We start from the raw sequence: 11,342 nt of genomic DNA, 5'->3' as shown, positions 1-11,342 counted from the left end.
CGAGACCGAAGCAGGGGCGTCCGTTACGGGCCGCCGGTCATCGGCAGCCGCCTCGAAGACCTACGCGTGTCGTCGCACGAAGACCTACGCGTGTCGTCGCACGAAGACCTCACTTCCCAGGGGATCGGCCACCCGCTCGCCGCCTACGGCTGGACCGCGGAGCCGGCAGTGGACGTCGCGCCCCTCGCCGAGGTAGGGCTCGTCCCCGGCCGCGTCGTCCGGGTCGATCCGGGCCGCTGCGACGTCCTCGTCGCGGAGGACTCGGGCGCCGGGGTGCGGACCGTCCGGGCCGAGACCGGGCCGGTGCTGGACCCTGATCCGGTCAACTGCCCCTGCACTGGCAACTGGGCCGCGGTCGACCTCGTCGCGCCGTCGCGGTACGCCGTCGCGTAGCCGGGCTCGCTGCGGCTTCTTCGATCAAGCGGCCGGCCTCAGTGTCTGCATCCCAAGCCGGCCGCGGCCATGCAGAAGGGCCGGCGGGCTCAGCCCTGCGCCACGTTCGGGGCCGAACCGTCTCCCAGCGTCAGACTCTGCGGGTGCCCATATCATCTGGCCTGTTCAGGTGGCCTGCTGCTGTGTCGCTCGGCGAGGAGTTTCATGTTCAGCAGCTGTCGTCGGGCCATGACCAGATCACCGACGGACAGGGCGGCAGCTGCCCAGCGGTTCGTCTGCATCACGACTTTGAGCAGCAGGCGGGTCGTGCCGGCCTCTTCCGGTACGAGGACGTAGGACATGAAGGCGCCCGTGATGACGCCGGTCAGATCTCTGCCCGGGCTCACTGCGACGATCCGGCCGAGCTCGCGCCCGCCGGCGGTGGTGAACCTGTCTCCGACGCGCGGTTCAGGAAGTCCGGCCGGTTCGCGGGGTGAGCGCCGTCCGAGGTTGTCGATCCAGTCGTACGAGTACGGGGCGAGCCGTATCTGCGCGACCCATGGCCACACCGCGTCGGCAGGAGCCTGGACACTCACGCCGCGCCACGCCTGCAGCGCGGGTGAGGTGACGAACTCGTCGCACGGATAGGAACGTGAGGTCTCACTGCTGCTCACACCCCATCGGTCACCGATCATGCCTTATCCTCCACCCCCGCCCCTGTCGGCCGGCGACCGGGCTCGGGACGTACGGCCGATCCGCTGCCCTCACGGAGGCCGTCACAGCGCTGTGCGCGGACGCCGCCGCCGGTCGTGGCGGCGTCCGAGCGTCCGAGCCTCGTCTCTCGCCGAGCGTGGCCGAAGGGGTTACGACAGGACTCTCCGCTCGAGGAGATCGTGTTCAGTCATCGCGGCGAGGGTGTCCATCACGCCCGGCAACTTCGCTCACGCGCTGCTGGACGAGGTCGAAGTCCCGACCCTGCACCGGACCCACGCGGGGGTGTCCGCCGTATGACCGACACGATCCACGACAACCCGACCCCCTGGGTCGCCGACCACATCCGCCGCTTCGAGGAGACCGGCGGCCGCCCCCGGCCCGGGGTGGCCGACCTGCTCCTGACCACCCGGGGCCGCAGGTCCGGCCTGCTGCGCCGCACGGCACGACCCGGGAGATCCCCCTGGTCCTGGTCACCCCGGCGAGACGAGCGAGCTGACCATCACCCGAACGATTTCTGCCCACCGATACCCCGCACCCAGAAAGTGCCTTCTGGCGGGGCCGACAGAAACCCTCGACAAGGTCCATCGTTCCAGCTCAGAAGGCACTTTCACCTTACCGCTCATGATCCGAACACAGACCCGAGTGAAACGCGCGGGCCAGGTTGCGGGCGCCTCGCGATCCGGGGAGGTGCCCGCCTCGACTTCCCGCCCGCGTTTACCAGGCGCTTGCTCCGCCGTCGACGGCGTAGTTCGCGCCGGTGATGTAGGAGGCCCGGTCCGAGGCGAGGAAGGCCGCCAGCTCGACGATCTCCTCGGGGCGGGCGAATCGCTTGAGTAGCGTCTTGCTGGTGATCGCGTCTCGGGCGGCCTGGTTGTCGCCGAGGTCGCGGTCACTGGCCGGGGTCAGGACCGGACCCGGGCTGATCGCCACCGCACGGATTCCCTGGGGCGCGCCCTCCAGTGCCATTTGGCGTGTCATGCCGATGACGCCGGCGTTGGCGGCAGTGTGGGCGACCATCGGCGGATTGTGGCCGGCGATGAGGCCCGCCTCCGAAGCGATGTTGATGATCACGCCGCCGCCGCGCCGGACGAGATGGGGCCACGCGTATTTCGACACGAGGAAGGGGATGTCGAGTTCGCCGGCCAGCGTCGCGCGCCAGTCCTCGAAGGAGAAGTCCGGCATGTGGCCGAAGCGCTGCATGGCCGCGTTGTTGTAGACGACGTCGAGCCCGCCGTAGGCGGCCGCGGCCCGCTCGACGAAGCGACGCACCTCGTTCTCGTCGGTGAGGTCGACCGGGGCGATCCCCGTCATCTCCCCGCCCGCCCTCCGCACGAGCTCGACCGTCTCCGCGTTGCCGGCCTCCTGGATGTCGGCGCCGATGATCCGTGCGCCCTCCCGGGCGAAGACCAGCGAGGCGACTCGGCCCTGACCACCACCGGTCCCCGTGATGAGCACTGCTTTCCCGTTGAGCGTTCCCATGGCTCTTTCTCCTGCCGATGACTCTCGGTGACTCCTCCGCTGCGGTACCGGCGTGAAGCGCCGGCGGCGTGTGTGCCACCGGATACGTGGGCGGGCGCAGCGCGCGGGACAAGGACGACCCTCCGGCCCGGCGCACCTGGGATAATGCTTGACGTGTCAAATATATTTCGGACGAACGGGCCGATTACGGGAAATAGACATCATTGCGCGGACGCCGAGCCTCTCCAGGGTGAGCTGACCTGCAACGACGGGTGAGCTGCTGCTGGGTGCCCGCGAGGGCCGCCGGGTCGGCCTGCGCCGCGCGCAGCTGGTCGGCTTCGCAGGTCAGGTCGGTGATACGCCGTTCCAGCTTGCCGAGCATCGGCAGCAGGACCATGACGAGTTTCGTGGAGTTCCCGGCTGCCTCGTGCAACTGATTCTGCCGCTCCAGCGCCCGGGTCAGCCGTTCGTAGGTCTCGACCCGCTCAGCCCGAACGGCAGCCAGCTCCACGGCCAGAGAGCTCGGCGGTGGGGGTGCGGGGGAAGGGGGCGGCATGCCGAAGTGCTGCAGCTTCGGTTAATCGGCGCTCCCGGAACTGCGGCTCGCGGGCAGTGGTAGCGCGCACGAGGGCAGTCATGAACGCCGCGTCAGGAATCTTGCCCGCCAGGAACACCCCGATCTGGGACCTGGAGTAATTGGTCTCCTCTTCCAGTATGGCCGGCGTCCTACCGCCTCCATCGACCTGCGCTCGCAGGAACCGGGCCAGCACCGCGCCCTCGTCACTCTCGGCACGGATCGGCCCGCGGGGCCTTCCGCAACGTGAGGTCCTCGCCATGACGAATGCCGTCCCTTTCCGGCCGCGCCCGTCCCGGAGTTGTCCGCCTGTCCCGGGACAATCACCCCGTTTTCCGGACCTTGCCTGCATCAACCTCCCGGACGAACGCGAACAACCCAACCAGGCGGCACCCTCTCCCTCACCACGCACCCCCCACCGAGGAGACCCGCATGCTGCCGCGCTGGCCCCCCGCCCCCCGCACCCTCGGCGCCTTCCAGCGCGTCCTGAGGATCGCCCTGCTCACCCCCGCGGTACTCATCCGCGCTCACCGCACACAGCCCTGCCGGCCCTGATCGTGCTGCCGTTCCTGCCCGGTGGCACCGACCGCGCCATCAAACTACTGGCCGCACAACCCGCTACCTGACGACCTTGCTCACCAACAGCCGCCCCGCCCCGTGAACACCCGTCCCGGACCGAGTTCCGAGCCGTCGGCGGACCGACGTGACCCGCGGGCTCGGCACGGCGGTGGTCGACGAACTGCGTGCCCTGTTCCGCCGCGCCGCGCCGAGGTCGCGATCCGCGCCGCCCGACACAGAGCGATTTGCCCGGCACCTGGAACACGACCTTGACGCCGTCACCGCCGGAATCTCGCAGCCGTGGAACTCCGGAGTCGTCGAAGGTCATGTCAAACGGATCAAGATGCTGAAGCGCCAGATGTTCAGCCGCGCAGGCTTTGAACTCCTCCGCAAGCGCGTCCTGCTCTGCTCCTGAGCTTGCGTTTCAACCTCCGGCGCCCAGCGAAGGCGGTTCGCCATCGGTGGCGAGAGTGACTTGGGCGATCCAGGACCAGGGCTCCTGGGGCGGACCCCAGCTCACCTCCACGTCGATGTCATGGAAGTCGCGGGCGAGTTCGGTCACCATCACCGCCGCTGCGGCCCGCGCGTCTTGCGGGTCGGTGTTGATTGGCACATCCAGCCGCCCGCAGAGATTTCCGCTTTCGGTGAGGATGCTGGTGCGCCAGCCCTCCGGCATCGCCAGCAGGACGATCCCCTTCGGAATGCCCCAGGCCGGCCGCTTTTTCTTCTCCTCCCTGCGTCGCACCATGCCACTATCCAACATCGTCGAGTTCATGGTGATGAGTCTGGGGGGAGGCCGAGCCGCTGCGGCACGGTTCGGTGCCTTCCCGGCACGGCAACCTGAAATCCTTCAGGGCAGATCGTCGATGAGCCCGAAGCCTTCTGGGAACTCCTCCAGGAACTCACGGCGAGCGGGGTTGGTCTCGGCAGCTGCCATCTCCCCAAGCAGGGCGATCAGCTCCTGCTGCTGATCACTCGACAGCGTGCTGACCACTTGGGCGACGCCCTCCATCACCTTGACCGCGTCGTCCTGATCCATCTGCCCGTCCTCGCTGCCGTCGAAGAACCACAGGACATCGACCAACGCCTCGGCCAAGGCACGAGCCAGGGATGGATACGAAGACGTCACTACGGTCTCCCAGCAGGCCAACGGCAGATTCCGGCCATCTCACCACACACCACTGACATCACGACCCGTGAGCCTCCACAGAAAGCGGACCAGAGCCCCTGGAAGTGAACGAAGCCAGTCGTCATCGAATCACTGCTGCCAGGGACGTGGTGATGGCGCAGGCGAGGGTGAGGACCGCGGCAAAGACTGCGACACCAGGGGCCTGCTGGTGGATGTCACCGGCATCCCCCTCACGACCAGTTGAGGAACACCGTGTCCGAGTCCAGGAGATCGGCCGCGATCTTGGTCACCAATCCCCCCGGCGCGATCGGGACCACCCGGAAGTCTGGCTCCTCGTAGCTGTAATCCTCGTCGGTGTCCCGGGCGTTGGGCCTGTGCACGGAGACGATGAACTCCTTCCCGTCAGGGGATGTCAGCATCCCCTCGCCAACCATTCCCTCATCCGGCCCGACCGCCGCGATCCGCGGGCCGGTGGGGCGGCCGGTGCGGGAGTCCATGGCCAGGAACGAGCCGGACGGCGTACGGCACAGCACCTGATCGTCACCGCTCCAGCCGACGACGCCCACACATCCGCTCAGCAGGGTGGCGCCGTGGGCAGAGGTCCTGGTGAGGGGGCCGGTGGTGTCCGAGGTGTCGAAGACGGTCCCGAAGACCTTGGGCGCGTTCGCGGTGATCCGACGGCCCTTCGGCGCCAGGTGCACCATGTTCGCCTGGAGGGCGCGCGGGGGCTTGCCCAAGACAGTGAGGGGCAGCCCATGTCCGGCCGCCGGGCCTTGGTCCGTCAGGTGGCGATCGCCCTCGACGGACCGGGAGCCGATCCTCTGCTCGCCGCCGGGGGCCGTATAGGTGAACCACGCACTGCGGCCGTCCGGCGACATCACCGCGTTCTGCTCGTCGTCACCGGCCGCACCACTCAGCCGTACGACCCCGTCCGGGCCGTCCTCGCTCGTCACGTAACCGGCGTGGGAGATCGCATCGTCGCCGGGATCGCGGAAGACCACCGCCATGTGTGTGAACGTCAGGTCGAACAGGGCTCGGATCCGTGGAGCCATGTCCTCCAGGGAGGACACGCCGTACGGGGAACGGTTGTCCGCGTTGGTTCCACAGAGATCCACGAGAGGGCTGCTGACCGCCTTGGCCCCGGTGTAGTTGGTGAACGCGGCGTCGTCCGGCAGGGCGAACTCCCGCTCCGCGCGCATCTGCCACGTCCGCGGGTCCCAGGCGCGGACCGAGACGGCGCCGGAGCGTGCGCCCATTTCGCACGTGGCGGTGACAACCGTGCCCTTGTGGGTGAAAGGACTGTCGGGGAGGGCGTATCCGCGGTTGCCGAGGTATGGCGCCGAGGTCCTGGCGGCGGGCTTCCCGGTCTGGTCCTTCCGGACCTGCCTGTGGGAGGACGTGCTGCACGCCGGGATGCACAGGGCGGCCAGCACGGTGAGGGCCGTCGCCCTGTGCACTACAGGATGTCGCATTCCGGGTCCTCGGGCTTGAGGTGGCACGCGGTCCAGGGGACGGAGCCGGTGAGCCATTTCTGGTCGGGATGGAGGGGGATCGACTCCGTGCGGACGCGCAGGGGCTTCCCGTCGCGGTCCTTCAACTGCACCCACCGAGCCTTCTGGTAGGCGTCGACGTAGTGGACGGTGACACCCCACTCGCACGACTGCCCCGGCGGGGCGATCGCCTCCACCCGCAGGCCGCCGGAGGCCTGCCCTCCCCCGACCTCGATGTAGTGGGTGTCGAAGTAGGGCTCGCCCTGCCCCTCTCCTTCGTCCGTCAGAACGGGTTCGTCGGCCCTCGGCGGGATGTGGAGCTGGATCCCCTGGTAGACCGCTCCGCCCTGCGGCGGGCTGGCGACGACTGTCTTTACCGTGCTCTTCCGGCACGCGACGGGGGTCACTTTCCAGCCGTCGATGACGACCGCCGTGGCCCGTGTGCTCAGCACGGTCATCTTGAACGTGTCCGTGGTCTCCAGGTGGCCGTTCGACGACTGCTGTACGTGTCCCTTCGGGGCGTACTGCATTTCTGACGGGAACGAGAGCGGGCGACCGCTCAGCGTCCTGAGGTAGGCGAAGGCGGAGGAGGGATCGTCGCCGGCCGTCAACTTCCGCGTCTCCGCGGGGGTCAGGTCCCGATCGAGGAGCATGACCCACGGCTGGCCAGGGTCGCCCTTGTCGGGCTGGACGGACACCGTGAACGGCTGCTGGGCGGCGTCGTATGCCTTGTTCGACTCGTTCTCCCTGCTCACGCTTGGCTTGATCAGGAGGTAGTCCCTCACGACCACACCGGCGACGCCGAGGAGGGCGGCCGCCGCCGTGACCAGTAACCAGATCACCTTCTTGCGGCGCGAGGCCCCGGGAGCCACGCCGAGGACCTCGGCGGTGATCGCCCGTAAGCTCTCGCGGGGCGGGCTCTCCGACGCGGCGGAGTTCTGCGGCGGGGACTCCGCCGCGGGAGTGGCAGGCGGGTCGCCGCCCGTGGTACCGCTCTCACTTGCCGACTCCGGCGGTGTGCCGCCGTCAGCGCCCGGCTGTGGCTCCGGGGTCTCCTCCGCCGGCTCGGTCGTCGCGCTGCTCGGAGACTCCGCCGCGGCCGCGGACGGCATGCCGCCGACCGAGACCCCGCTTGCGCCCAGCGGTTCCTGCTCCGGGGTCCCCTCCGCCGGCTCGGTCGTCGTCATACCCATCCCCCCGACGTGATGCGCCCTGTCTATCCCACACCACCACCTGGTCGCAGACGTTTGTAGGAATCAGCCAAACGGCGCCGCTCCCCCCGACCCGAGCTGGAGGCGAAGCCGGATCCGACCGAGGAGGTCCTGGACCGCCTCCCGGACCGGTTTTCGCCTTCGATGGGTTCGGCCCGCTCGGGATCCGTCCCACCGCGGGCTCGGGCCGGTCCGCCCAGAATCACCCCGACCGTGTGGGTGCCGCAGATGCCATCCACACAGGTCAGTAGGAATGTCGCCCGTCTGCTGCGGTTGCAGAAGACGGGCTTGCTTGAACGTGTTCGTGTTGCGTTGGCCTCCCGTTGAACATGATCAAGTGGATCTCAGCCGGTGCTCACCCGGGACGGGCTGACAATGCCGTTGAGCTGCACGGATGAGGTTTTCGCAGGGACAGGGCCGAACGGGTGCTGCATCATTGGCCCGACGCCCGCCCGCGACGCCACCCAAACGAGAGGCCCCACCATGAGCCCGAGGCTGACGTTGGAGGAGCACCGAGACCTGGGGCTGTCCCTGGCCTACGTCAGGGACGAACTGCAGAAGCGGACCATCCAGCTCGCCAACGCCTACCCGCAGCCGGGGCCCGAAGCAGTACCGGAGGAACTGCTCAAAGAGGCCCTGAGGACCCTGGAATCCGTGCGATACGAACTCGACCAGATCATGTGCCACGAGTACCCGGACAACGGCACACCGGAGGTCTACTACCCAGAGGGTGGACAGAGGGCGACCTGGCGCCCACTCCGGCAGCGGTGACGCCACGACGACAACCAGCAGGACGAGACGCGGCGGATGAACGCCCCGCCCACCGTGGGCGTGACGCAGATGGGGCTGCCCTCACGCGCAGGCGCCCCTCCCCACCAGACCTGGGGAGGGGCGCCGTGTCGCGGTGCGTGTCACATGCGGTGACCGTCGCGCCAGCCGTAGTCGAGGATGAGCCAGATGACCTCCGAGCCGTAGGGCCACCGAGCGACTGCGCCGGACGGCCAGAGGTGAAGCAGCGTGCGAGATGGCCACGAGTCGCCGACCTCGATGGGTCGTGCTGCCCGGGGCAGTCGAAGCCGTTGTTTCCGCTCGCGCGGACGGGCATCGCCTGGCCTGCTCTCTCCATGCCCGACAACCGGGATCCGCCGTTCTCGCCCCGCGTCGTCTCGTGTTCTCCGATCCGACGGTGCGGCAGACCGTCCTAGAGGAGCAGCCCATCCTGCCGCTGTCCTACTACCAGCAGCACATCCCGGTCCCCGACGGCTGGGACGACCACCCCTGCTCCTGCCTCCTGTTCGGCCCTCCGTACGACGACCTCGCCGCCGAGGCCCGCGAACACGGCTGGCGTGTGGCACACCTGCCCGGTGAACACCTGCACCCGACCGTCGAGCCTGCCCTTACGGCCCGCCACCTCATCGAACTCGCCACCACGACCCGATCCACCTCCGACGCGATCACGGCCTGGAGCAGGGGCTCGACCACAAGACCGGGTCAGGCCGGCATGCTGGGGCCTGCGCCGCTCCGTTCACGCCAGTGGGTGAGGTTGCGGCGGGTTTCGAGGGTGTGGGGGTGGTCGGGGCCCAGTACGCGTGTCCGGTCGGTGAGCAGTTCGGCGTACGCGGTCACGGCGCCGGCCGCGTCGCCTGCCTCGCCCCGCCGGTAGGCGAGATTGTGGCGGGTCACCAGAGTCCCGGCATGGTCGGGTCCCAGCACCCGCACCACGTCGGTGAGCAGTTCGGCGAAGGCGCTTACGGCGCCGGTCGCGTCGCCTGCTTCGCCCTGCCAGTGGGCGATGGCGTGGCGGGTTTCGAGGGTGTGGGGGTGGTCGGGGCCCAGTACGCGTGTCCGGTCGGTGAGCAGTTCGGCGTACGCGCTTACGGCGCCGGTCGCGTCGCCTGCTTCGCCCTGCCAGTGGGCGATGGCGTGGCGGGTTTCGAGGGTGTGGGGGTGGTCGGGGCCCAGTACGCGAGTCCGGTCGCGGAGCAGTTCGGCGTACGCGGTCACGGCGCCGGTCGCGTCGCCTGTCTCGCCCCGCCAGAAGGCGATGGCGCGGCGGGTTTCCAGGCTGCCGGGGTGGTCGGGGCCCAGCGCCAGCTCGTAGATGCCCAGGAGTTCGGAGTACGCGGATACGGCGCCGGCCGCGTCGCCGGCCTCCCCCCGCCAGTCGGCGAGGCGGTGACGGGTGGCGAGGGTGTCGATGTGGCCGGGGCCCAATACACGTTCCTGGTCGGCGAGCAGTTCGGTGAGCGCGGATACTGCGCCGGGCGCGTCGCCCCCGCGCCCCTGCCACAAGGCGAGGTCGCCGCGTGCGGTGAGGGTGTCGGGATGATCGAGGCCGAGACCGGTGCGGGTGGCGTCCGCCAGGTTCCTGAAGTAGGTGACAGCGGCGGTGACCTGGCCCGATGCCCCCAGGCTGCGACCGGCCAGGAAGACCACCTTGTGGACGTTCGGCAGGTGGAGGCACCCCGCCGGGCCGGTGCGGGCGGCCAGGGCGGCCGTGTTGGCGCGGAGGGTCTGGGCGAGGTCGGCGTCACGTTCCATCTCGGGCCACGCGGCCAGCACGGCGTCAGCGGCGACGAGGGCGTAGGCCGTGTGCTCGCCAGGGGTCAGGGAGTCGCGGGCGGTGCGCTGGACGAGGGAGTGGACGCGTACGGGCCGGTGGATCACTCCGGGGTTGTCGTCGACCAGGCTGAGTCGGTCCAGGACCCGCAGCGCTCTGTGAACCTGCTCCTCGGTCGCGGCCGGTGCCGGAGCGGTGCTGGTCTGCGGGCGCCGCCAGCGTCGCCGTTGCGGGGCCGGCTCGGGCCGGTCGGTGGCTGCGGCGAGGAGTTCGCGGACCGGCCGGGAAGTCAGGACCGAGGCAGGAATGCCGTTGGGGTCGAGCATGGCGGCGAGGGCGAGCAGAGGCCGGGCGAAGCCGGGCGGGTCCTGACGGTCGGCCAGGTCCACCGAGAGGGACCAGGCCGCCCCTACCGAGGTGTGCTGGTCGTCGGGCAGTCTGCCCGAACCGGGCACTGCCTCGGTGAGGGTACGGGTGCGGTCGGCCAGCAGGGCCCGGTAGTCGGCGATGCCCAGGGCCTGATCGGCCAGATAGGCCACCGCCTGTGACAGCGCCAGTGGCAGGCACCCCAGGTCGACGGCGAGGGCCGCGAGCTGATCGTCCGGTTCCGTACGCCCGCCGGCGACCAGCGCGGACGCCAGGTAATCCGTTGCCTCGTCCTCGGTGAACAGCCCGACCTCGATCCGGGACCGTCCGCTGCCGGTCAGAGCCGAGTCCCTGCGCCGAGTGGTGACGAGCGTCCGGCCCGTAGGACTGTCCGGCGGCCACAGGCCCCTCAGGTCCGCCGGGTCGGCGACATCGTCCAGTACGACCAGCCACCGGCACGGCTCCCGCCCGGTTTTGGGCTCCAGCCACGCCAGGAACGCGTCCGCCGCGGCCTGCGGATCCGACGGGTCCGCACCCGCCATGTCCACGCCCGCGCGTCCCAACCCCGCGACCGCCGAGGCCCGGTCCACCGCGGTCACCCATACCAGCAGGTCCACCTCGCCCTCCGCCCACGCCGAACGTGCCTCGTCGGCGGCAAGTTGGGTCTTGCCGACCCCGCCCATCCCGGTCAGCACCTGGCACGGCAACGCCGTCCCCCCGCGGGACGCCGCCTCCCGTAGCCGGGCGGCCTCCGCACGCCCCGTGAACGACTGCGCCCGCGGTGGGATCACACCCACCTGGTGCGGAAGCGAGATCACAGGGCGCCCAGCGCCGTGAAAGTGGTTGTGCTGGGTGTTGCCGTCACCGGTCTGGAAGGCGGTGGGCCCGCTGAAGATGTCCCCGGCCACGA

The 11,342-nt window shown here is 69.7% G+C and carries 11 protein-coding genes; 3 read left to right on the top strand and 8 right to left on the bottom strand.

What is annotated here, in order from left to right; all coding sequences use genetic code 11:
• The first annotated feature begins 90 nt into the window (after positions 1-90).
• Positions 91-393, top strand: coding sequence for a hypothetical protein (locus tag ACGFMP_RS15255; protein WP_393672742.1), 303 nt, complete (start codon positions 91-93; stop codon positions 391-393).
• 152 nt (positions 394-545) lie between these two features.
• Here ACGFMP_RS15255 and ACGFMP_RS15250 read toward each other — a convergent pair whose 3' ends face one another.
• The 3 genes from ACGFMP_RS15250 to ACGFMP_RS15240 all read right to left on the bottom strand — a co-directional run bounded on the left by ACGFMP_RS15250 (position 546) and on the right by ACGFMP_RS15240 (position 3,100).
• The gene (locus ACGFMP_RS15250) at positions 546-1,067 is read right to left on the bottom strand and encodes a hypothetical protein (protein ID WP_393672741.1); all 522 of its coding nucleotides are present in this window, start codon (positions 1,065-1,067) and stop codon (positions 546-548) included.
• 733 nt (positions 1,068-1,800) lie between these two features.
• Positions 1,801-2,565, bottom strand: a complete 765-nt coding sequence (locus ACGFMP_RS15245) for an SDR family NAD(P)-dependent oxidoreductase (protein ID WP_393672739.1) — start codon at positions 2,563-2,565, stop codon at positions 1,801-1,803.
• A gap of 184 nt (positions 2,566-2,749) precedes the next feature.
• Positions 2,750-3,100 (bottom strand): hypothetical protein, encoded by a 351-nt coding sequence (locus ACGFMP_RS15240; RefSeq protein ID WP_393672738.1) that lies wholly within the window; start codon positions 3,098-3,100, stop codon positions 2,750-2,752.
• A gap of 721 nt (positions 3,101-3,821) precedes the next feature.
• On the opposite strand from ACGFMP_RS15240, the gene ACGFMP_RS15235 reads away from it, so the two are divergent.
• Positions 3,822-4,091 (top strand): hypothetical protein, encoded by a 270-nt coding sequence (locus tag ACGFMP_RS15235; RefSeq protein WP_393672836.1) that lies wholly within the window; start codon positions 3,822-3,824, stop codon positions 4,089-4,091.
• A 9-nt stretch (positions 4,092-4,100) separates the two neighbouring features.
• Here ACGFMP_RS15235 and ACGFMP_RS15230 read toward each other — a convergent pair whose 3' ends face one another.
• The 4 genes from ACGFMP_RS15230 to ACGFMP_RS15215 all read right to left on the bottom strand — a co-directional run bounded on the left by ACGFMP_RS15230 (position 4,101) and on the right by ACGFMP_RS15215 (position 7,482).
• Complete coding sequence (locus ACGFMP_RS15230) at positions 4,101-4,451, bottom strand: hypothetical protein (protein ID WP_393672737.1); 351 nt, start codon at positions 4,449-4,451, stop codon at positions 4,101-4,103.
• A 75-nt stretch (positions 4,452-4,526) separates the two neighbouring features.
• The gene (locus tag ACGFMP_RS15225) at positions 4,527-4,805 is read right to left on the bottom strand and encodes a hypothetical protein (RefSeq protein WP_393672736.1); all 279 of its coding nucleotides are present in this window, start codon (positions 4,803-4,805) and stop codon (positions 4,527-4,529) included.
• Between the two features lie 230 nt (positions 4,806-5,035).
• On the bottom strand, positions 5,036-6,277 hold the full coding sequence (locus ACGFMP_RS15220) for a hypothetical protein (RefSeq protein WP_393672735.1): 1,242 nt from the start codon (positions 6,275-6,277) through the stop codon (positions 5,036-5,038).
• Positions 6,262-7,482, bottom strand: coding sequence for a hypothetical protein (locus ACGFMP_RS15215; protein WP_393672734.1), 1,221 nt, complete (start codon positions 7,480-7,482; stop codon positions 6,262-6,264). Before ACGFMP_RS15215 ends, ACGFMP_RS15220 begins: the two co-directional genes overlap by 16 nt.
• A 507-nt stretch (positions 7,483-7,989) precedes the next feature.
• Here ACGFMP_RS15215 and ACGFMP_RS15210 point away from each other — a divergent pair.
• On the top strand, positions 7,990-8,277 hold the full coding sequence (locus ACGFMP_RS15210; RefSeq protein WP_393672733.1) for a hypothetical protein: 288 nt from the start codon (positions 7,990-7,992) through the stop codon (positions 8,275-8,277).
• A gap of 720 nt (positions 8,278-8,997) precedes the next feature.
• Here the strand turns inward: ACGFMP_RS15210 and ACGFMP_RS15205 are convergent.
• Complete coding sequence (locus ACGFMP_RS15205; RefSeq protein ID WP_393672732.1) at positions 8,998-11,340, bottom strand: tetratricopeptide repeat protein; 2,343 nt, start codon at positions 11,338-11,340, stop codon at positions 8,998-9,000.
• Positions 11,341-11,342 lie beyond the last annotated feature (2 nt).

Origin of the sequence: Streptomyces sp. NPDC049040 (assembly GCF_043197715.1) — a bacterium.
In the GTDB taxonomy this organism is placed as follows: Bacteria; Actinomycetota; Actinomycetes; order Streptomycetales; family Streptomycetaceae; genus Actinacidiphila.
Note: the sequence above shows the minus strand (reverse complement) of the source record. Positions and strands in the feature narration are given on the sequence as shown.

Coding starts and splice junctions, on each gene's coding strand:
- ACGFMP_RS15215 (WP_393672734.1), bottom strand. CDS start 7,482: ATGACGACGACCGAGCCGGCGGAGGGGACCCCGGAGCAGGAACCGCTG.
- ACGFMP_RS15230 (WP_393672737.1), bottom strand. CDS start 4,451: ATGAACTCGACGATGTTGGATAGTGGCATGGTGCGACGCAGGGAGGAG.
- ACGFMP_RS15250 (WP_393672741.1), bottom strand. CDS start 1,067: ATGATCGGTGACCGATGGGGTGTGAGCAGCAGTGAGACCTCACGTTCC.
- ACGFMP_RS15240 (WP_393672738.1), bottom strand. CDS start 3,100: ATGCCGCCCCCTTCCCCCGCACCCCCACCGCCGAGCTCTCTGGCCGTG.
- ACGFMP_RS15210 (WP_393672733.1), top strand. CDS start 7,990: ATGAGCCCGAGGCTGACGTTGGAGGAGCACCGAGACCTGGGGCTGTCC.
- ACGFMP_RS15220 (WP_393672735.1), bottom strand. CDS start 6,277: ATGCGACATCCTGTAGTGCACAGGGCGACGGCCCTCACCGTGCTGGCC.
- ACGFMP_RS15245 (WP_393672739.1), bottom strand. CDS start 2,565: ATGGGAACGCTCAACGGGAAAGCAGTGCTCATCACGGGGACCGGTGGT.